Origin of the sequence: Vibrio sp. A11 (assembly GCF_013048705.1) — a bacterium.
Lineage (GTDB): Bacteria > Pseudomonadota > Gammaproteobacteria > Enterobacterales > Vibrionaceae > Vibrio > Vibrio metschnikovii.
The window spans coordinates 123136-144438 of sequence record NZ_VHSI01000008.1; the positions used below are offsets into that span (position 1 = coordinate 123136).

23 protein-coding genes are annotated in these 21303 nt (G+C 43.8%); 15 read left to right on the top strand and 8 right to left on the bottom strand.

The features are described 5' to 3' along the window. Positions 1 to 78: 78 nt before the first annotated feature. The 3 genes from waaF to FKQ60_RS10215 are packed head-to-tail and all read left to right on the top strand — an operon-like array spanning position 79 to position 3478. Positions 79 to 1125: a lipopolysaccharide heptosyltransferase II gene (gene waaF / locus FKQ60_RS10205; RefSeq protein WP_170906455.1), complete on the top strand. Its 1047-nt coding sequence runs from the start codon at positions 79 to 81 to the stop codon at positions 1123 to 1125. Beyond that, positions 1119 to 2384 carry a lipid IV(A) 3-deoxy-D-manno-octulosonic acid transferase gene (gene waaA, locus FKQ60_RS10210; RefSeq protein WP_170906456.1) on the top strand — a complete coding sequence of 422 codons (1266 nt, stop codon included), beginning with the start codon at positions 1119 to 1121 and terminating at the stop codon, positions 2382 to 2384. The genes waaF and waaA overlap by 7 nt, the downstream gene beginning before the upstream one ends. An 11-nt stretch (positions 2385 to 2395) precedes the next feature. Then, entirely contained in the window at positions 2396 to 3478 is a 1083-nt protein-coding gene (locus FKQ60_RS10215; protein ID WP_170906457.1) for a glycosyltransferase, read from the top strand. Here the strand turns inward: FKQ60_RS10215 and FKQ60_RS10220 are convergent. Then, entirely contained in the window at positions 3475 to 4185 is a 711-nt protein-coding gene (locus FKQ60_RS10220) for a 3-deoxy-D-manno-octulosonic acid kinase (protein WP_170906489.1), read from the bottom strand. The two genes, FKQ60_RS10215 and FKQ60_RS10220, sit on opposite strands and share 4 nt — an antisense overlap. A 21-nt stretch (positions 4186 to 4206) precedes the next feature. Next, positions 4207 to 4593 carry a diacylglycerol kinase gene (locus FKQ60_RS10225; protein ID WP_170906458.1) on the bottom strand — a complete coding sequence of 129 codons (387 nt, stop codon included), beginning with the start codon at positions 4591 to 4593 and terminating at the stop codon, positions 4207 to 4209. 100 nt (positions 4594 to 4693) lie between these two features. Between FKQ60_RS10225 and FKQ60_RS10230 the strand changes: the two genes are divergently transcribed. From FKQ60_RS10230 to FKQ60_RS10255, 6 genes are all read left to right on the top strand, one after another. Next, positions 4694 to 5749, top strand: a complete 1056-nt coding sequence (locus FKQ60_RS10230; protein ID WP_170904900.1) for a glycosyltransferase family 9 protein — start codon at positions 4694 to 4696, stop codon at positions 5747 to 5749. Then, on the top strand, positions 5742 to 6533 hold the full coding sequence (locus FKQ60_RS10235) for a glycosyltransferase family 2 protein (RefSeq protein ID WP_170904899.1): 792 nt from the start codon (positions 5742 to 5744) through the stop codon (positions 6531 to 6533). Before FKQ60_RS10230 ends, FKQ60_RS10235 begins: the two co-directional genes overlap by 8 nt. Further along, positions 6530 to 7579 (top strand): glycosyltransferase family 4 protein, encoded by a 1050-nt coding sequence (locus FKQ60_RS10240; RefSeq protein ID WP_170906459.1) that lies wholly within the window; start codon positions 6530 to 6532, stop codon positions 7577 to 7579. The genes FKQ60_RS10235 and FKQ60_RS10240 overlap by 4 nt, the downstream gene beginning before the upstream one ends. Before the next feature lie 50 nt (positions 7580 to 7629). Beyond that, positions 7630 to 8721 (top strand): glycosyltransferase family 4 protein, encoded by a 1092-nt coding sequence (locus FKQ60_RS10245; RefSeq protein WP_170904897.1) that lies wholly within the window; start codon positions 7630 to 7632, stop codon positions 8719 to 8721. Between the two features lie 28 nt (positions 8722 to 8749). Further along, positions 8750 to 9244, top strand: coding sequence for a pantetheine-phosphate adenylyltransferase (coaD, locus tag FKQ60_RS10250; RefSeq protein WP_154169516.1), 495 nt, complete (start codon positions 8750 to 8752; stop codon positions 9242 to 9244). Positions 9245 to 9680: 436 nt separating this feature from the next. Next, complete coding sequence (locus FKQ60_RS10255) at positions 9681 to 10445, top strand: glycosyltransferase family 25 protein (protein WP_170906460.1); 765 nt, start codon at positions 9681 to 9683, stop codon at positions 10443 to 10445. A gap of 6 nt (positions 10446 to 10451) precedes the next feature. Here FKQ60_RS10255 and mutM read toward each other — a convergent pair whose 3' ends face one another. The 5 genes from mutM to radC all read right to left on the bottom strand — a co-directional run bounded on the left by mutM (position 10452) and on the right by radC (position 13326). Continuing rightward, a complete protein-coding gene (gene mutM, locus FKQ60_RS10260) occupies positions 10452 to 11261 on the bottom strand; it encodes a bifunctional DNA-formamidopyrimidine glycosylase/DNA-(apurinic or apyrimidinic site) lyase (RefSeq protein ID WP_170906461.1) in 810 nt (269 codons plus the stop codon). A 32-nt stretch (positions 11262 to 11293) separates the two neighbouring features. Next, the gene (locus tag FKQ60_RS10265; protein ID WP_158144455.1) at positions 11294 to 11785 is read right to left on the bottom strand and encodes a hypothetical protein; all 492 of its coding nucleotides are present in this window, start codon (positions 11783 to 11785) and stop codon (positions 11294 to 11296) included. A gap of 171 nt (positions 11786 to 11956) precedes the next feature. Next, positions 11957 to 12124: a 50S ribosomal protein L33 gene (gene rpmG, locus FKQ60_RS10270; protein ID WP_004397475.1), complete on the bottom strand. Its 168-nt coding sequence runs from the start codon at positions 12122 to 12124 to the stop codon at positions 11957 to 11959. A gap of 13 nt (positions 12125 to 12137) precedes the next feature. Continuing rightward, positions 12138 to 12374: a 50S ribosomal protein L28 gene (gene rpmB / locus FKQ60_RS10275; protein ID WP_004397476.1), complete on the bottom strand. Its 237-nt coding sequence runs from the start codon at positions 12372 to 12374 to the stop codon at positions 12138 to 12140. A 277-nt stretch (positions 12375 to 12651) separates the two neighbouring features. Continuing rightward, positions 12652 to 13326, bottom strand: a complete 675-nt coding sequence (radC, locus tag FKQ60_RS10280) for a DNA repair protein RadC (protein ID WP_170906462.1) — start codon at positions 13324 to 13326, stop codon at positions 12652 to 12654. Between the two features lie 359 nt (positions 13327 to 13685). Here radC and coaBC point away from each other — a divergent pair, with 359 nt between their 5' ends. The 6 genes from coaBC (at position 13686) to FKQ60_RS10310 (ending at position 20441) form a co-directional block, all read left to right on the top strand. After that, on the top strand, positions 13686 to 14885 hold the full coding sequence (coaBC, locus tag FKQ60_RS10285) for a bifunctional phosphopantothenoylcysteine decarboxylase/phosphopantothenate--cysteine ligase CoaBC (protein WP_170906463.1): 1200 nt from the start codon (positions 13686 to 13688) through the stop codon (positions 14883 to 14885). Positions 14886 to 15023: 138 nt separating this feature from the next. After that, positions 15024 to 15614: a nucleoid occlusion factor SlmA gene (gene slmA / locus FKQ60_RS10290; protein WP_004397480.1), complete on the top strand. Its 591-nt coding sequence runs from the start codon at positions 15024 to 15026 to the stop codon at positions 15612 to 15614. 8 nt (positions 15615 to 15622) lie between these two features. Beyond that, positions 15623 to 16573 carry a Kdo(2)-lipid IV(A) acyltransferase gene (locus FKQ60_RS10295; RefSeq protein ID WP_170906464.1) on the top strand — a complete coding sequence of 317 codons (951 nt, stop codon included), beginning with the start codon at positions 15623 to 15625 and terminating at the stop codon, positions 16571 to 16573. Between the two features lie 141 nt (positions 16574 to 16714). Continuing rightward, positions 16715 to 18385 (top strand): LytS/YhcK type 5TM receptor domain-containing protein, encoded by a 1671-nt coding sequence (locus FKQ60_RS10300; RefSeq protein ID WP_170906490.1) that lies wholly within the window; start codon positions 16715 to 16717, stop codon positions 18383 to 18385. After that, entirely contained in the window at positions 18370 to 19083 is a 714-nt protein-coding gene (locus FKQ60_RS10305; protein WP_170906465.1) for a LytTR family DNA-binding domain-containing protein, read from the top strand. Before FKQ60_RS10300 ends, FKQ60_RS10305 begins: the two co-directional genes overlap by 16 nt. Positions 19084 to 19217: 134 nt before the next feature. Beyond that, entirely contained in the window at positions 19218 to 20441 is a 1224-nt protein-coding gene (locus tag FKQ60_RS10310) for an MFS transporter (RefSeq protein ID WP_170906466.1), read from the top strand. Positions 20442 to 20576: 135 nt separating this feature from the next. On the opposite strand, the gene pyrE is transcribed toward FKQ60_RS10310, so the two are convergent. After that, complete coding sequence (pyrE, locus tag FKQ60_RS10315) at positions 20577 to 21224, bottom strand: orotate phosphoribosyltransferase (RefSeq protein ID WP_170906467.1); 648 nt, start codon at positions 21222 to 21224, stop codon at positions 20577 to 20579. Between the last annotated feature and the right edge of the window lie 79 nt (positions 21225 to 21303).

The following is a 21303-nucleotide window of genomic DNA, read 5'->3' on the forward strand; positions in this document are numbered from 1 at the left end:
ATCTTAAAAATCTAGATTAATCCTAAAATTAGGTTAATATTTATATGCTTAATAGCTTTTTCAAAAATGAAGTGTCGCATGAAAGTTCTCATAATAGGTCCATCATGGGTGGGCGACATGGTAATGTCACAATCCTTGTACATCACCATCAAACAACAACATCCGGATGCTTTAATCAGTGTGATGGCTCCGGCTTGGTGTAAACCCATTTTAGAGCGGATGCCAGAGGTACACCGCGCATTAACACTGCCTTTTGGACATGGTGAGTTTAACTTTTTTGCACGTCGAAAACTGGGACTCTCTTTACGTGGTCAATACGATCATGCCTATGTCTTGCCCAATTCAGCAAAGTCGGCTCTGATAGCTTGGTTTGCAGGTATCCCCGTCCGTACAGGTTGGAAAGGCGAAATGCGCTATGGTTTACTAAATGATTTGCGCTCTAATAAAAAAGCATTTCAGTATATGATTGAACGCTATGTAGCGTTAGCATACCCCAAGCTTAAGATGATAGGTTCAGAAGCATTGGGCGGAATCGATCAATTACCTAAGCCCCAGTTAACCATCTCAACAGAGCAGCAACAAGCTACAGCAAAAAAGTTTTCTTTATTATTGACTGAAACGATTGGCCTGTGTCCAGGTGCTGAGTTTGGCCCTGCGAAACAGTGGCCGCCAACTCACTATGCTCAAGTAGCTATACATCTGCTGCAACAAGGTAAGCAAGTCTGGCTCTTTGGCTCAGTGAAAGATCAAGTGACAACCCAAGCGATTGTAGCGCAAATTCCAAAATCTCTAAGGGGGAGCATACGTGATTTAGCAGGTCAAACTAGCCTGATTGAGGCGGTAGACTTACTTTCTTGTTGTCAAACGGTGGTCAGTAATGATTCTGGATTAATGCATGTCGCAGCAGCCGCAGGTTGTCAGGTTGTCGGTATTTATGGCTCGACCTCTCCACACTATACCCCGCCGCTGGCAAAAAAAAGGGCTATTGTTCATACCGATATTGAATGCCGCCCCTGCTTTCAGCGTGAATGCCCTTACGGACACTTAAAATGTTTAACTGAGCTTACCCCTCAACAAATCATCAAAGCTATAGAGGCTTTTGACACAGGTTTAGAGCAATGCTGATTCGTAGCTTATATACTTTTTTTTTGCTAATCGCCGCTCCTTTTATGCTATATGGTTTGTATAAAAAACGGGCCGGAAAACCCGCCTTTGGCGCACGTTGGAAAGAGCATTTTGGTGTAACCCCTAAATTAGATGATTCAACAAGTAGGCCACTATGGATTCACGCCGTTTCTGTTGGTGAAGCTATTGCAGCTACCCCGATTATTCAAGCAATAAAAGAACGTCAACCTAATTTGCCGATTGTGATCACCACTACAACCAGTACGGGTGCACAGCAGATCAAAAAGTTATCGAATTTGGTTGAGCATCGTTATATGCCACTGGATTTTCCTTTCTGCATTAATGGCTTTCTTAATGCGATTCAGCCTAGCCAGTTGCTGATTATGGAAACGGAACTGTGGCCAAATACGCTACATTGCGTTGCCAAGCGGAACATTCCCATCACCGTGATTAATGCCCGTTTATCGGAACGCTCTTGCCGCCGTTATCAGCGTTTTCAATCGGTCTTTCGTCTGCTTTCTTGTCATATTAGTCAGTTACTTTGCCAATATCAGAGTGATGCAGACCGCTTTCTCCGGTTAGGTATCGACCCTAACAAAATATCGGTCACGGGATCGATTAAATTTGATCTCACCGTTACCGATGAGATCCGTCAACAAGGACAAGCGTTACGTGAACAATTAGGTCAAAATCGTCCAATTTGGATCGCTGCTAGCACCCATCAAGGTGAAGATGAAATTTGCCTTGAGGCACATCGTCAATTGCTAAATCACTATCCTGATGCATTATTAATTTTGGTCCCTCGCCATCCAGAGCGTTTTAATCCAGTGGCTTTATTGTGCCAAGCACAGGGCTTTACGGTTAGCCGTCGAACTAAGGCGCCGATAGAGCGAACTCAGGTCTATCTTGGAGATACAATGGGTGAGATGCTAACGTTAATGAACGCTGCTGATGTTTGTTTTATGGGCGGAAGCCTACTGGGAGACAAAGTGGGTGGACATAATTTAGTTGAACCAGCAGCATTAGGAATGCCAATATTAACTGGCCATAGTTACTATAATTTCTATGATATAGTGCACTTATTAAGAAAAAATGATGCTATTCAGCTTTGTAACGATGAAAATGATATTTATAAACACTTAGAAAATCTTTTCTCTAGCGATATTCTATTAAAAAGAAAAGGAGACAATGCCTTGAAAGTCTTTAATGATAATAGAGGTGCTATCGAAAAGACTATATACATATTAAAAATAGAGTAAGTGAATACATTATGAACATAAAATTTTTAATTAGAGATTTAAAAATTGAAGGAGTACAAGTCGTTGTAATTAGACTCGCTAGAGTACTAAAACGCCATGGTCATAATGTGGAAATTATAACTTTATACAATGAGAAAAATATAAATTCAATAGACGACTTAACGATTTTTTCGTTGGACATATCTAGTGACAATAAAAATTCAAACTCAATTTATAATACATTTAATTATTGGTATAAAGCTAATTATAATAATTTTGATGTTCTACTTGCTCCTCATAGTGAAAGTATAAATTTAATATCAAAATTTAACGATAGAAGACTCATCCCCTATATACACAATTCTGATGAAAACTCATACAACAACCGCAATTTAATTAGAAAAATAAAATACATATATAAATCAAGAAGAAAGCTAAGAGGAAAGCATGTTATTTGCGTTTCTGATGGGGTTAGGAAATTTGTAGAAAAAACGTGTGGAAATAAAATATTATCCTGTGATGTGGTATATAATCCTTTTGATATAAATGAAATCCAGCGTCTTTCTTTAGAAAAAAAAGAGAGCATAGAATTTGATTACCTATTATTCGTTGGACGATTAGAAAGTCAGAAAAGAATTGATAGACTATTAAAATCTTTTTATTTACTACAAAATAAAGAAATAAAACTTGTTATTTTAGGCGAAGGTAGCTTATTTGATGATATAAAAAACTTAATTCATCAACTCAACTTAACTGACAGAGTTATTATTAAAAACTTTGAAAGCAATCCATATCCAATTATGAAGAAAGCTAAATGTTTAATTTTAACTTCAGATTATGAGGGGTTTGGGAATGTTCTTGTTGAGGCATTATCCGTAGGAACTCCAGCAGTAAGTACGAATTGCCCATCAGGTCCTAGTGAAATTCTAACCGATAATTTATCTCACTATCTCATTGATTCTTACGATGAAAATGTTATCGCTCAACATATTGACAAAGTGTTAAACATGAAGAACCATCCTCACCTTTCCGAAGGATATCGTCGATTTGATCAAGATAATATTTATCAATCTTTTTTGGAAATAATTTCACAATTGAAAAATAGTAATCATTAATCTTTATCTTCATAGCCAGCAACTATATGCTGCCACTGTAACTCTTGCCAAAAAATACCACATCGCTGCTGCTCTTTGTGAAAAGAGCGCAGCAAACGCTGTAAATTCGCTTCTTTCCAATGTTCACCGGGTTGCTGATGGCATTTATCAAAATCGATGATCCATACCTTGTCTTGATCATCGATTAAAATATTGTGAATGTTGAGATCGGTATGATTAACTTGGGCGCGATGTAACTTGGCAATCTGTTGACCTATTAAAAAATAATGTCGCTCGTCGAGCGGGTTCTCCTGCAAAATCGCCACTAGATCACGGGCATTGGTGATTTTTTCACTCAATAAATCGGCTTGATAAACCAGTCCGCGTTTAACCGCTCGCGCGGCTATTGGGCGGGGTACATTCACACCTTGTTGACGTAAATGTGCCAACAGATGAAATTCAGCATAGCTGCGCGTTTTATGCCATCCTTGAAACCAATATTGATCGCTAACTACCTTGCCAAATAATCCACCACGACGGTAATGACGCAACGCCGCCTCTATATGCTGCATAGCAACAAACCACGTCGTTCCTCGCCCCTTAGCACTGCCAATGATTTTTTGTTCAGCGTGCCAATAAGCCACATCAAAGAGATCGTGGAGTGGTTCACTAACCCATTGATCGTCATACCAAATCATTTGCTGCTTAAGCGAGCATTGCTTAATCATCATGAGTTATCCTTCATAGACTTATAAATAATGAGTATAGAGCAGCACCGTCCATATTAGTCCGGCTAGTAATAATGTCACCATTACCGCCGCAGAGCCGATATCTTTCGCACGTCCACTCAGCTCATGACGCTCAGAACCGACTCTATCCACCACCGCCTCAATCGCTGAGTTAAGCAATTCCACGATCAGCACTAATACCACGCTAGAGAACATCAATAATCGTTCCAATGCAGGCAAATCGAGCAAGCACAGAATCGCTCCAGCAATCACCAACAGTAGCAACTCTTGGCGAATAGCCACTTCATGTTGAAAAGCTGCTTTTAACCCTTGCCATGAATAACCGGCCGCGTTGATGACGCGGCGTAATCCTGTCGCGCCAGGTTTTCCGCTAAAGGGAGGTTGCATGATGAATATCTCTCATTTTATGGTGGATTCAAAAAGGCTTATTTTACATTTATCGGCAGACTCTGCATAATTTAGGCTCATTAATGAGTGAGCTTTTTCCATGCCCCTGTTTTCTTCACCACCTCAGTCTGTCTGTTTTTTACGCCTTTCGGCGATAGGTGATGTCTGTCATGCCGTCGCCGCCGTTCAAGCTCTGCAAAAACACTGGCCAGACACCAAAGTGACTTGGATCATTGGCAAAGTTGAAGCCCAGTTATTGCAAGGCTTAAACAATATCGAGCTGATCATCTTCGATAAAAAAGCGGGCTTCGCCGGCATGAAAGCGGTTTGGCGACAGTTAAAAGGTCGACGATTTGATGCCCTTATCCATATGCAGCTTGCGCTGCGAGCCAGCTTACTGACGTTAGGGATTCACGCTCAATACAAAGTCGGCTTTCATCGCCAACGAGCGAAAGAAGGTCAGTGGTTATTTACGAACCGTAAAATTGCTGATCATCAATCTACTCACGTCTTAGACAGTTTTTTAGCCTTTGTTGAGTATCTCGGTGTACCTCGCACAGCCCCAACGTGGTCAATGCCGATTAGCGAGCCAGAACGAGCTTTTGCTCGTCAACAATTACACGATAAGCCAAGTGTGGTGATTTGTCCTGCTGCCAGTAAAGATGAACGAAATTGGTTAACCGAGCGTTATGCCCAATTTGCCGATTATGTCACCACTCAAGGTTATCAAGTGGTGCTATGCGGGTCGCCTGCACCACGAGAAGTTCAATTAGCAGCAACAATCTCAGAATTAATGACTCAGCCGGTCATCAATTTGGTAGGCAAAACCAGCTTAAAACAGTTAACTGCTGTACTGGGTGAAGCTAAGTTAGTACTTGCTCCTGATTCAGGGCCGGCTCATATTGCAACAACCCAAGGCACGCCTGTGTTAGGCTTGTATGCGCACAGTAACCCCAAACGCACAGGCCCTTATTTTAATATTGAGGATGTCGTCAGCGTCTATGAGGATAACGTGACCAAGCAACAGGCAAAACCTCTCAGTGAGCTGGCTTGGAGCACGCGGGCCAAAGGCACGGATTTGATGCAACAGATCACGGTATCTGTAGTGATTGAAAGATTTGAACATATGATGAAAGGTGTAGTACTTAATGACTAAATCCACTCCGACGTTGGCTGTCGCCTTAATCGTCAAAAATGAAGCAAAACATTTACAAGCTTGCCTCGAGACAGTCGCTGATTGGGTTGATGAGATTGTTATTCTTGATTCTGGTAGTGAGGACGCAACAGAATCGATTGCTCGTCGCTTTACTGACAAGTTCTTTGTGAACAAAGACTGGCAAGGCTTCGGACCTCAGCGCCGTTTAGCCCAATCCTACATAACTGCAGATTATGTACTATGGCTAGATGCCGATGAGCGAGTCACTCCAGAATTGAAAGCGAGTATTTTACAAGCCGTAAAACATGATAAACCCAACACTGTGTATCAGATCGATCGCTTAACTACGGCCTTTGGTAAACAAATTCATTATTCTGGCTGGTCACCTGATTGGGTTACTCGCCTTTATCGGACTCGTGAAACACAATATAACACGGCTTTAGTGCACGAAAGCGTTGAAATTCCCTCTCATCTAACACTCAAGTCTCTATCTGGTTATTTACAGCACTACACTTTTGAGTATCTACCACAATACACAGCAAAAACTCAGCATTATATGAAAGCGTGGGTTGATCAACGAGAAGGTAAAAAATCCGCAACCTTAACTGGTGCGGTATTACATGGTTTTTTCCGTTTTTTTAAAATGTATATTCTAAAACGTGGTTTTTTAGATGGGCGGCATGGACTATTACTGGCGATTTTAAGTGCTAACACCACATTTACTCGTTATGCAGACCTTTGGTTGCGTGATTATGTCCGCCAGCAAAAAAGAGAGCGCTCATGAAAATTTGTCATGTTAATCTCGCCTCTGGTTATCATGGTGGTGAGAATCAAACACTACTACTGATTCAACAGCAGATTAAGTTAGGTTACCAACTTACCGTTGTTGCTAACCCCAAAAGTCTTTTTTATTCACGAGTAAAAGAACTACCTTGTCGATTAATTGCTTGTAAACACTTTTTAACTCAGCACGGAAAAGCTATTACACAAGATTCAGATTTAATTCATGTACACGAAGGACGAGCGATTTATTGGGCTTGGTTACAATATCAGTTGTATAAAATACCCTATATCATCACTCGTCGAATTGATAATCCTCTCAGTGAACGATGGTTTGCAGCTCAAGCTTACTGCTCGGCTAGCGCATTAGTCGGGTTAAGTCAGGAAATTTGTCGACAAATTTTATTACGCTACCCGCTGAAAAAGGTGGTCACCATCCCAAGCTCACCAGTTCGTTATCCCATTAATCAGCAACAAGTCTCTCGGATTCGTGAACAATTTTCTCATCCATTCTTAGTTATTCATGCGGCGAATATGCTTCATCACAAAGGTTTTGATGTTACGCTTGCAGCCGCTCGCCTATTAATGGACTCAGAATCGGACATTCATTTCGCTTTGTTGGGAGATGGAAAAGAGCGTCCAGCATTAGAACAGCAAGCCAAAGGTTTAACAAATGTCCATTTCATGGGTAAGCAGAACAATATGGGTGATTGGTTTGCTGCTGCTGATATGCTTATCCATCCCTCTTACAGTGAAGGGTTAGGCTCTGTGATTTTAGAGGCAATGGGTAGTGGGTTACCTGTCGTGGGTAGTCGAGCCGGAGGGATCCCAGACATCATTGAAGACCGTGTTTCTGGCTTATTAATTACCCCCGGAGATGCCCAAGAATTAGTGCAGGCTATTTTGCAAGTTCGTCATGATCCAAATCTTGTTGACATATTAACCATCGGACGAGAGAAAAAGTTACGCGATTTTCAGATTGAACAAACTGCACAGCGTTATCACACGCTCTACTCAGAAATAATGAAAAGCAATGCTTGCTGTTCATAAAAACTGAAAGTTAACGAAAATAAAGCGGACACCATAAAGGTAAGATATACATGAGAATTTTAATTTTTAGCTCTTACAAAGATGCATGGAATAGCGTTCGTCCAGAAGCTGAAATGTTCATTGAAATGGTTAAATTAGGCCATCAACTTACGATAATGACTCAAGGCAATGCACCGTATGTAGCCCGTTTTCGTGACAGCGGTATCAAGGTGATTGATGCTTATCCCAGTAAAAAAATCTGCTGGAAGACCATCAAAAGGCTGCGTACAGAGTTACACGCTCATCACTATGATATTGTCTATGCCATGAATTCAAAAACCATTCCCAATGCTGCCTTTGCTTGTATCGGCTTTAAACAGACCAAATTGGTGACGTATCGAGGAACGGTCGGTGGATTATATCGTCATGACCCCAGTGCCTATTTAACCCATTTACACCCCAGAGTTGATGGTATCAGCTGTGTGGCACAAGCCGTTACTGATGACGTAAAAAAACGAGTGTGGAAGCATCAAGACTGCGTGGTCACAATTTACAAAGGGCATGATATTGCTTGGTATCAAGCTCAGCCTGCTTCATTGAAAGAATTAGGATTACCTAACGATGCATTTTGCATCATTTGTATTGCCAATGCTCGGCCGAGTAAGGGTGTCCATATCTTGCTTGAAAGTGCAAAACAACTGGCTGATTTAGTGAATCTGCATATACTGCTTGTAGGACGTGACATGCAAACTGAACAACATTTAGCCTTAGCTGAGCAAAGTGGGATGTCTGAACGTATTCATTTTCTCGGCTACCGAAGCGATGTTCCTGAGCTGTTAGCTTCTAGCTCTGTACAAATTCAACCTTCGATTAGTGGTGAAGGGCTACCTAAAACTATTATTGAAGCTATGGCGATGGGTATTCCTTCCATTGTAACCACAACGGGCGGCGGTAAAGAATTATTGGTTGATGGTGAAAGTGGTTTTATTGTTCCAGTACAAAACCCAACCGCCATTGCAGATAAAGTTCGCGTTCTCTATCAAGCACCACAACAACGTCTACAAATGGGGATGCGCGCACAACAACGCATGATTAATGATTTCTCTTGCCAAGCGAGCGCTAAACAACATCTGGCTTTTTTTCATTCATTATTAGGCAGATAACTCCACTTTCACAGATGAGAACACGACCGTGAGCCAAAAACGTATTTCTCGGGTTATTTATCCCGGCACTTTCGATCCTATCACCAATGGACACCTTGATATTGTTGAGCGTGCAGCCAGCATGTTCGATGAGGTGATCATTGCTGTCGCGGCAAGTCCAAGTAAAAATACCATGTTCACCCTTGATGAAAGAGTAACCTTTACTCAAGCAGTAACTCAGCACTTACCGAACGTAACCAGCAAAGGCTTTAGCGGCTTGATGGTCGATTTTGCTCGCGCAGAGCAAGCTAACGTGTTGATCCGCGGTCTACGAACCACAGTAGATTTTGAATACGAATTTGGCCTGACCAATATGTATCGTCGTTTAATGCCGGGATTAGAGAGCGTGTTTTTAACTCCATCTGAACAATACGCTTTTATTTCATCGACTATCGTTCGTGAAGTTGCGATTCATGGCGGCAATGTGGATGAGTTTGTTCCAGCAGTGGTAGCAAATGCACTGTCTGGTAAAAAAGCAATCTAGAAACGATAAGCGGGTTACTCAAGTATAAAAGTCATCTATATCTCCAAATCGAGCTAAATAAGTATAGTATATAGCCATGTGAGATTTTAACTTTTCAATCAATATATTATAGGGATATGATGTCTTACAGAACTCTAAAAACTTAATGTTGCTTATCAGTAATTCAGTCTCGCTTTATGTATGGCAACACCTAGATTTATACCTTATTATGAATGGCTGATGTGGCTGATTGTCCTATATTGAAGATAAACCAGCAGACGAGATCGGATATAATGATTATAATATTCTGCATTATGAGGAATACGTATGAGATACTCTTTATCACATAACGATAACTAATGCTTATATAAATAAGTACGAAAAACCACCCAATAGAGAGCCTTTCAATTCGTTTCTTTCTGTACTTTACTATCGACAAAAACAACTTTGAGTCACTATGAAAGCATATTGTATTACTTTAAAAGGCTGTGAAGACAGACAAGAAATGACATTAAACACTCTGAAAAGAATCGGTTTAAATTGTGAAGTTTTCTTTGGTGTTGATGCTCGCAAAGATGCACACCCTTTACTCAAACACTTGGATCGCCGCCAGTTCGAATTCAATATGGGTCGCCCATGCATCATTGGTGAAGCTGGCTGTTATGCAAGCCATTATCTTCTCTGGGAAAAATGTGTTGAATTGAACGAACCTATCATTATTTTCGAGGATGACCTAAAAATTGAAGATGATATGTTCCTTAACACATTAAAAATTGTCGAAGAAAATATCAGAAAGTGTGGTTATATTCGTACAGAAAATACAAGTCGCCGCGGTTTGCTCTATAACGTCAAGCAGTATGGTGATCAACAGTTGGTTAAATACCTAAAAGTCCCCCAATGTACGACTTCCTATGCAATTAGCCCAAGTGCTGCCAAAGCGTTTATTGCAGCCAGTCAAACTTTTCAATTCCCAGTGGATGTATTCCTACGTAATACTTGGCTTCATAGACAAGCTATGTTTGGAGTTCAACAAGCGGGGCTCAGTGGTGGTAGTCAACCTTCAATTATTGGAAATAGAAAGCACCAAGGTAATAAAAACTGGCTTGTAGTGACAATCAAAAGCATTAACAAAGCCAAAAGTATGCTCTTAAACTTAGCAATGAATGGCTATCATCTGATAAAGCTAGGCCGAGAATACGGCCCAAAGAAGTTTAATAACTAAAGTACCTTACTTCTGACACTCCGCACACACAAAAGTATTTCTCTGCCCTATTTTAAGACTATCAAGGATCGTACCACAAATAGGACAAGGTTTACCGCCTTTGCCATACACTTGCAGCTCTTGGGCAAAATAGCCGGGCTTGCCATCGGCTTGCGAAAAATCTTTCAGCGTAGTGCCACCTTGTTTAATCGCTGTCGCCAGTACGGCTTTTATCTCGCTGACCAAACATTGCCACTCGGTGTCCGATAAACTTTGCGCCGATCTTAAAGGGTGAATTTTGGCTTTAAACAGCGATTCATTCGCGTAGATATTGCCTACCCCAACCACGTTTTTATTATCCATAATAAACGCTTTTATCGCTAAGCGTTTATTGTTCGCACGTTTAGCAATCGTCTCGGCATTAAACGCATCGGTCAGTGGCTCTGGCCCCATATGACTGAGTACCGAGTGATGTTCTCCTGGCGCGACATACAACCAAGCACCAAAACGGCGCGGATCGTGATAACGCAGTAACGTGCCATTCGCGAGTACCAGATCAACATGATCGTGCTTACCTGCTGGGAAGTCAGCGTCTAATACTCTCAAGGCTCCCGACATACCGAGATGAATAATCGCATTGCCCGCTTCGGTTTCGATGAATAGATATTTGGCGCGTCGTGAAATGGCCGTTATCTGCTGGCCTTCCAGCCGAGTTAATTCATGGGGGATCGGCCAGCGTAGTTTTTCACAGCGCCAAGTGATCGTGGCGATGGTTTGACCAATTAAATGCGGCGAAATGCCTAAGCGACTGACTTCGACTTCGGGTAACTCAGGCATCATAGCTCCAAGATGGTTGACGAATTAAGATCTTAACGACTGGATGAAGGGAAAAGATAATCGGCTTCCACTGAGATAGCAATCCACTTATCTTGCCAGTTTTTAAATAACCAAAACTGCGGTGATTGATAATAAGTGATCCGCTGTGGCTCTTCCTGATCGCGATACCAGACTTCAATGGTTTGCGGCCCGATCAAACTTGGCTGTAATGAACGTACGGTTTGTTCATCAACCTCGGTACCGACTAAAGCTTGCCAGCGCTGGGCTAATTGCGGCGCAGAAACCTCACCAGTCGGAGTCAACTGCCATTGATCTTGCTCTAACGTCAGCTCAAACGATCGTGTATACACCGCCTGTAATGGTGCATTGGGATTAAGTAAACTAGGGTAAGCATGCGCTGCGCTCTTATCTGAGGTCAGATAAGATTTGAGTAATGGCGGTAAGTTCAACACCCCAATAAACAGCAGTACTAAGATGATCAGAATATTGTTCCATCGCCGACGACGATGAGGGGCAATGCGCATGCAGCAGTCCTTAGCTAATAAATAAGATTCGCTAAGAATAGCAAAGTAGCTAGCTAGGTTCTAGGTTCTAGGTTCTAGGTTCTAGGTTCTAGGATCGATTTTTCCACATAAAGAAAAACCCAACCAAATTGGCTGGGTTTTCGCTACTTTTACAACAGAGTGCGCAATCAATTACTTGATTTTGCCTTCTTTGTAAACAACGTGCTGGCGAACTACTGGATCAAACTTTTTGATCTCAAATTTGCCTGGCATGTTGCGTTTGTTCTTGTCAGTTGTGTAGAAGTGACCAGTACCTGCAGAAGATATTAGTCGAATTTTCTCACGAATGCCTTTAGCCATTGCTCAATTCCTCTTAAACGTTTTCGCCACGTGCACGGATATCAACAAGAACAGCATCGATGCCTTTCTTATCAATGATACGCATGCCTTTAGCAGTTAGACGTAGTTTAACAAAACGTTTTTCGCTCTCTACCCAGAAACGATGAGTTTGTAGGTTCGGCAGAAAACGACGCTTAGTAGCATTTCGTGCGTGTGAACGGTTGTTACCCGTTATTGGACGCTTACCAGTTACTTGGCATACTCGGGACATGAATGTCTTCTCCAAATCGTTTCAGCTCGATATCAACCTTGGTGGCCGAACCTCGTTCTCGATGTATTAAGAAGTTTGAGGTTAAAAACCGTTATGGAAAATCCATACAAGGCTATCAAAGGTCGCGTATTATACTAACTTGACATGCATTGCTCAAGACCCGAACAGATCCTTTTTACGGATTTGGTGATCTTTTTTAAGCAGAGCTGAGTTTAGGTTGATAATTTAGTGCGCGAATCATACCAGAATAATCTTAAGTCACAACATAAAATATCCGTCAAATCCATCCTCGTTCTGCAAAGGAAACCACCTCACCATCACCAATCACAAAGTGGTCAAGGACACGAATGTCGACTAACTGCAAAGCATCGACTAAACGCTGAGTAATTCGGCGATCAGCCTGACTGGGTTCTGCAATGCCAGAAGGATGATTATGGGCCAAAATTAATGCCGCCGCATTGAGTTGCAACGCCCTCTTGACGACTTCTCTAGGGTAAACACTGGCGGCATCAATTGTCCCCTCAAATAAGATTTCATCTTGAATAACACGATGTTGATTATCGAGAAAGAGAATATAAAAGGCTTCACGCTGGCGATCACGCAGCACACTGGTTAAGTACAATTTGGTTTGTTGAGGGCTGGTTAACGCGTCACCACGCTTTAAAGTTTCAGCCAAGTAACGCTGAGTCATTTCTAATACGGCTTGTAATTGAACAAATTTTGCTTCGCCTAGCCCCTTATGCGTGCAAAATTGATCTTTACTGGCAGAGAACAAAGCACGTAATGAACCCGCTTGACGTAATAAACAATCCGCCAGTTCTAAAACATTCATGCCTGGTGTGCCGGTGCGTAAAAAAATCGCTAGCAGTTCAGCATCGGATAACGCTTGTGGCCCTCTGGCAAGTAGCTTCTCTCGTGGCATTGATTCTACAGGGAGATCTTTGAGACCCATGACTATGCTCCAAGTCTACTAAATAGAGGATAACGACGCGGACCCCTTGCCAACAAAGCAACCCGTTTTTTCAAACTGGGTTAATGTCAGCACACGGGGCTCTCTTTTATAAGCGAAGAATGACTCAGGCCCAAATGGGCCTGAGTAAAGATGGGAATGAGATCAATCTCATTTGTAACTCGCTTGTTGATTAAAGCTTAAAGTGACTGATTGGATTCCTCATTTATTAGCCCAATTATTCAAAATTGACTGAAGCGACTCTGATTTGTATAAGAGATTTACTAGCAAAATATTGACACGACAACCACATATTTCGGGAGTTGTGCTAACATAACTCGCAGAATTTTCGAGGAATCCAAATGCAAACATTAGCAGGAAAACACATTCTGCTTGGCATTAGTGGCGGCATTGCGGCCTATAAATGTGCAGAATTAACACGCCGATTGCGTGAACGAGGCGCGGAAGTTCGCGTGGTGATGACCCATGCGGCGAAAGAATTTATTACCCCTTTAACCATGCAAGCCGTCTCGGGCTATCCGGTCGCAGACAGCTTACTTGATCCTGCTGCCGAAGCATCCATGGGGCATATCGAGCTGGCAAAATGGGCAGATTTGGTATTGTTAGCGCCGGCAACGGCGGATCTTATCGCTCGCTTGGCCGCGGGAATGGGCAATGATTTATTAACCACCGTCGTACTCGCAACGGATGCTCCTGTGGTGATTTCACCCGCGATGAATCAGCAGATGTACCGTAATCAAGCAACCCAAGATAATATCGCGACCCTTGTGCGACGCGGCGTTTCGGTATGGGGGCCTGCCGCTGGAGAACAAGCCTGTGGTGATATCGGGCCGGGACGTATGCTTGAGCCACTCGAATTGGTTGAGCGCTGCGACGCTTTTTTTGCGCCTAAACCTTTGCTTGGGAAAAAACTGTTGCTTACAGCAGGACCGACTCGCGAAGCGTTAGATCCCGTTCGCTATATTACTAATCACAGTTCAGGCAAAATGGGCTTTGCCATTGCCGACGCTGCGGCTACTCTAGGAGCCGAAGTGACGTTAATCAGTGGGCCGGTCACCTTAACAACGCCCGCCAAAGTGAAGCGGATTAATGTCCAGAGTGCACTAGAGATGCACGCAGCGGTGATGGCCCATGCTCAACAGCATGATATCTTTATTGGATGCGCTGCGGTCGCGGATTATCGACCTGATGTCATCGCTGAACAAAAAATCAAAAAAAACGAACAGAGCGATACGTTGTGTATCACCATGGTCAAGAACCCGGATATCGTTGCTTCGGTAGCGGCATTAACCGAACGCCGTCCTTTCACGGTAGGATTTGCCGCAGAAACACAGGATGTGGAAAAATACGCTCTCGGAAAACTGACCAAGAAAAAGCTGGATATGATTTGCGCCAACGATGTTTCTATCACTGGCCAAGGTTTTGATAGCAATGACAATGCACTCATGGTGTATTGGTCCAATGGTCAACACGCTTTGCCGCTGAGCAGCAAACGTGAGTTAGCCCAAGCGTTAATGTTGTTCATTCATCGCCATCTGTAGTCGATACGTCTTAGTACTCGGTTTGCCAGCAAGTGCATCATCGCATAGCCATTCGTTAGCGAGGAATCCACTCAGTTAACTCGGCAAATCTTGCTGCTTATTGCGTCGCTATCAATGGTCATCAAAGGAAGTCGGGTTATGGCTGGTAACAAAAAAATCAATCGCCGTGAAGAAATACTCCAAGCACTGGCACAAATGCTGGAATCCCACGAAGGAGCATCTCGCATCACGACGGCTAAACTCGCCAAACAAGTCGGTGTATCAGAAGCGGCTTTATATCGTCATTTTCCCAGTAAAGCGCGAATGTTTGAGGGCTTGATTGAATTTATTGAAGAATCACTCATGTCACGTATCAATCGTATTTTGGATGAAGAAAAAGATACGTTAAATCGCATTCGTCTCGTTGTGCAGCTGATTTTGGCTTTTTCTGAACGTAACCCCGGCCTGACGCGCATTTTATCGGGCCATGCGTTGATGTTTGAAAATGAACGGCTGCGGGAGCGAATTAATCAGTTGTATGAACGAATCGAAACGTCTTTGCGGCAGATTTTACGTGAGCGAAAACTGCGTGAAGGTAAATCGTTTCCGGTCGATGAGAGTATTTTAGCGGCGCAATTGCTCGGCCAAGTCGAAGGCAGTTTAAACCGTTTTGTTCGTTCTGATTTTAAATACCTGCCCACCGCTAATTTCGATGCGTATTGGGCATTACTGAGTGCACAGATTAAGTAGTAATCACCATGACAAATCCCAAAAAATACGGCAAACCAGAATTTTCAGTGGCATTACTGCACCCTAAATATTGGGGTGTATGGCTGGGCTTTGGTTTTCTCGCACTGATGGTTAATCTCCTTCCTTATTCATGGCTATTAAATATTGGTCGTGGCCTAGGTCGGTTTGCTATGCGCTTTGGCAAAAAACGGGTAAAGATTGCCGAGCGTAATCTTGAGCTGGCTTTTCCAGAGATGACCGCCACCGAGCGCCAGCAGTTTGTCGTTGAGAACTTTAAAAATACCGGCGCAGCACTGATTGAAACGGGTATCACTTGGTTTTGGCCAACGTGGCGTTTTAAAACCTTATTGGTCGAGAAAGATCTCTCCGCGCTGCGGACACATCACAAAAATAGCCGCGGTGTATTATTATGCTGCGTGCATGCGTTAAATTTAGAAATAACCGCACGAGGCTTCGCGGTATTAGGTTTACCCGGTTATGGGGCATATCGACCACATAACAATCCAGCCTATGATTTTATTCAATACCGAGGTAGAACACGTAATGGCAACCAGTTAATCGATCGTAAAGATCTTAAAGCCATGATCCGTGTTTTACGTCAAGGTGGTCGTCTCTTCTATCTACCCGATCATGATTATGGTCGTAAAAAGTCAGTATTTGTGCCGTTCTTTGCAGTGCAAGATGCCTGTACCACGACAGGTACCAGCATTTTAGCTTATACCAGCCACTGTGCGATTGTCATGGGGTCTGGTTTTCGTAACATGCAAGGTCGTTATGAACTGATGGCCGATCTGTCTGTTGAGGACGACTATCCACAAAAGGATGAAACGGCCGCAGCCGCTTATACGAATAAGTACGTGGAGCAAGTGATCTTACGTGCTCCAGAACAATGGATGTGGTTACATAAACGCTTTAAAACTTTACCGGATCCTGAACTAAGGGACAGTCGCTACGCCTGAACTATTTACTAGCGCTATTCATTTTCCGGCACGACTTACTGCGACCAAAAGCGCTTTATCAGCGTATGATCTGAATCATAGGTATTAAAAAGGGAAGTCCGTTACACTGGCTTCCCTTTTTCATTTTTCGTTCTTGCCATGATGTATAACGACCAATTTGTGATGTTACTGGCGGTGTTTGAACGCGCAGCCTTACTGCTGATGGTGCTGTTTTGGCTAACACGCTTGCACCTGATTCAAACCATAGTACAAAAGACCGAACGCCGCCCTGCTGAAACCACCTTGCTGGCAGCGCTGTTTATCGGTTTTGCCCTGTTTAGCACTTATACAGGGGTCAATGTGGATGGCTCTTTGGTCAACGTACGGATCATTGCCATTGTCGCGGGTGGTATTTTGTTTGGCCCTTGGGTTGGGGTCAGTGCCGGAGTCGTTTCTGGGCTGCACCGCTACTTAATTGATATTGATGGCCCCACTTCGCAAGCCTGTTTGATTGCTAGTATCGTCGCGGGTTTGTTATCGGCGTTGATCCATTATCGAGCCGACAAAACCCACTATGCCCGCTACGGTATTTTGGTCGGCATGGCGTGTGAAGCGCTGACCATGGGTCTGATTGTACTACTTGCCGAAGATAATCACTTGGCTTATAGCATTGTCAGCCACATCAGTTTTCCGATGATCGCGGGTACTTTATGTATCGGCTTAATTATTCAACTGGTGCAACATTTAGATGATGAAAAAGAGCGTCTAGCTGCCCAGCAAGCCAAACAAGCGTTACATATTGCCACGCAAACTTTGCCTTATTTTCGCCAAGGTGGCCGAGCGGCTTTAACGAAAGGCTGCCAAGTGATTTTGCAAAACACACAAGCCGATGCGGTTGCGATCACCGATACGCAAGATGTGCTGGCTTATGTGGGAATCGGTGAAGAAGAGTACTTTGATGCTCATCATCAAATCAGTGAACTGACCCAACAAGCGGTCAAACTCGGCCAACAAATCATTAGTAATAACTTAAATCTGCATAACTTTCGCTCCTTGTTGATCATCCCTTTGTGGGAGAATCAACAAGTCACTGGTACCTTAAAGATTTTTTATCGCCAACCGAACCGTATTCGTCGTCCACTCAAAGAGATGGCGATTGGTTTATCACAGTTGATCTCCACGCAATTAGAAGTCTCGCGGGTGGAACAATTGAAAGAAATGGCCAGCCAAGCCGAGTTTTCTGCCCTACAAAGCAAGATTAATCCCCATTTTCTGTTTAATGCGTTAAATGCGATATCCAGCTTGATTCGTCTACGCCCCGATGAGGCGCGCAGCTTAATTGGTAATTTAGCGGACTTCTTACGCTATAATCTCCAGCGCACACAAATTCTCATCCCTCTGGATGATGCGTTAAAACAAGTGCGCGACTATGTGGCCATTGAACAAGCTCGCTTTGGGCGTAAGCTGCAGGTGCATTTTGATGTTGATCCGGTGGCGATTTCGATTGCACCACTGTTGATCCAACCTTTGGTGGAAAACGCCATTCAACATGGCTTTCAACCCTCAGCACACGCCTGCGAGGTCACGATCAAAGTACGCAAAACCGCGCAAGGTGCGCAAATTACTATCACAGATACAGGGGTTGGCATTGCCCCAGAGTTGATTGATAAGCTCTATCAAGGTGACATAGACAGTCAGCACATTGGCTTGATGAACGTTCATCAGCGATTGCAGTTATTGTACGGTCAAGGGCTGCACATTGAACGGTTAAACCCTGGAACACAAATTCGCTTTGATATTCTCACTAAGGGGAAAGCATGTTACGCGCAATAGTGGTTGAGGATGAATATTTGGCTCAAGAGGAGCTACGTTATTTAATTGAAAAACATAGTGATATCAAGATTATCGCCAGCTTTGACGATGGTTTGTCAGCCCTGAAATATCTACAAAACCATCCGGTAGAGGTGCTGTTTTTAGATATTAATATGCCGGCGATGGATGGCATGTTATTAGCTCGTAGTCTGCCAGCAGCCATTCGCCCCCCTTATATTATTTTCACCACTGCTTACAAAGAGCACGCCGCAGAAGCCTTTGAGCTCGACGCTTTTGATTATTTATTAAAACCGCTCAATGAGCAGCGGGTGCAAAACGTGCTTGATAAATTACAACAGGCACAGTCGAGCAAGCAGCCGCAGCCAGGCAGTGCGCCGCTGCATCTTATGCGTGAAAATCGGATTCGGATTACCGAGCCTGAACAGGTCATTTACGCCATGGCGAAAGAGAAAATTACTCTGGTGTACTGTGAAGATGGTGAGTTTTATGTGCCGTATCCGATCAGTGAGCTTTGTGACCAGTTGCCGGCGCAACACTTTTTTCGCTGCCATCGCTCTTATTGTGTCAATCTCACTCGCGTGCAGGAGATCATCCCTTGGGTCAACAGTACTTACCTTCTGCACTTACAAGGGACGCAAACCGAGATCCCGGTCAGCCGGAGTAACTTAAAAACCTTCCGCGAGCGAATGCAATTGTAATTCATGCCAAATAATTGCATTTGATGCGCGAGTAATGCAGCTCATTTTATCTTGTTTTAACCCTATTGCAGCTGGGGGATTTAGGCTCGTATCTTAACGGTAGTTCTTACCCATTTTGTTATGGAGTACCGTTTATGTTAGGCATGATATCCCCACGATTACGGACCTTAATTGGTACCATTATTGCGCAATTTGCCCTTGGCTCTGTGTATACCTGGAGCTTATTTAATGCCCCGCTAGCGGAAAAATTATCCGCTCCCGTCAACCAGATTGCCTTCTCTTTTGGGCTATTAACCTTGGCGCTTGCCTTGGCCTCTTCCGTGTCCGGATTACTGCAAAAGCGTTTTGGTGTACGCCGGGTGACGATTGCAGCAGGGATAGTCTTAAGTTTAGGTTTACTCTGGGCAGGGCAAGTGACCCAAGTGTGGTTGCTGTATGTCAGTGCGGGGTTAATCCTTGGTTTTGCCGACGGCACTGGTTACTTAATGACCTTATCCAACTGCGTACGATTTTTCCCTGAACGTAAAGGCCTAGCTTCGGCTTGCGCGATTGGCGCTTATGGCCTCGGCAGCTTAGGGTTTAAGTACATCAATTTATATTTCCTTGAACACAGTGGCGTGAGCATGACCTTCACCATGTGGGCTCTGATTGCTGGCAGTTTGGTGGTATTGGGTGGTTTGCTGATGCATGACGCGCCAGTGCAAGCGCCAAGCTCATCAAGCAGCAGTGGCAGCCAAGATTACTCGCTACAGCAAAGTACCAAAACACCTCAGTTTTGGTTATTGGCAACGGTGTTTTTTACCATTTGTATGAGCGGATTATACGTGATTGGCGTTGCCAAAGATGTTGGTGAACTGCAAGTGCATCTCTCGACTGCGGCGGCCGCTTCTTCAGTGGCGATCCTCGCGATGGCTAACCTTGCCGGACGGTTAGTATTAGGCATTTTGTCTGATAAAATGGAGCGCCGCAAAGTGGTTGGGATGGCGTTACTGATCTGTACCTTAGGCGTGAGTACCTTACTGTTTGTTCCTCTCAATGAAATGCGCTTTTTCATGGCAATTTCTTGTGTTGCCTTTAGCTTTGGTGGCGCGATTACGGTATTTCCAACCTTGGTCAGCGATTATTTTGGGCTAAATTCTCTGACTCAAAACTATGGGGTGATTTACTTAGGCTTTGGGTTGGGGAGCTTTTTCGGTTCGATAGTCGCATCGTTATTTGGCGGCTTCCAAGCGGCGTTCAGTGTCATGCTCATACTGCTTGGCGTGTCATTGTGCATCGCCCTTTGGCTACGTGCGCCAAAAGAGAAAGCATCCGCCGCGCTGACTTGGCAGCCATCGCTTCATTCAAGCAGTCGTTAATCACGCCGCACTTAGGCTGATTAGCGTTGCCGCCAACACCACGGCATCTTTCAATAAGCAACGGCTCGGTTATCGACACTGAGCCGTTGTTTTCTCTAACAGGCTTTATCTAACAGACTTCCTGTTACGGAGTCGTTAAGCGACAACTCCATATTGAACTCGGTAAGCCTCTACTGCGGCTAACTGCACCGGATCGCCGCCTTGCTCTTTTAGATAAGTCACCAGATCGCCCAAGCTAACGATAGAAATAATCTGGCAATCAAAATCGCGCTCAACTTCTTGAATCGCCGATAATTCGCCTTGGCCTTTTTCTTGGCGGTCAATCGCCACCAAGACACCGGCCAGCTGTGCGCCATTGGCTTGAATGATTTCCATTGACTCGCGAATCGCGGTGCCCGCGGTGATGACATCATCCACCAGCATAATGCGCCCTTTTAATGCGCTACCCACTAAGTTACCGCCCTCACCGTGATCTTTGGCTTCTTTACGGTTAAAGCAATACGGCGTATCAATATCATGGTGATCGGCTAGAGCCACCGCGGTCGTGGTCGCAATTGGAATGCCTTTGTAGGCCGGTCCAAAGAGCACATCAAATTTAATCCCCGCATCCACCAAGGCGGCGGCATAAAAACGGCCTAAACGGGCCAGATCTCGACCGGTATTAAATAGCCCAGCGTTAAAAAAGTAAGGGCTTTTACGACCGGACTTCAAAGTAAACTCACCAAATTTCAATACTTCCTTTTCTAAGGCAAACTCAATAAATTCACGCTGGTAGGCTTTCATGAATACTCTCTCGATGTTGGTTTTGGGTTCAAAGTTCTGGGTCCTAGGTCCTAGGTTCTAGGTGCTAGGACCTGCTCTT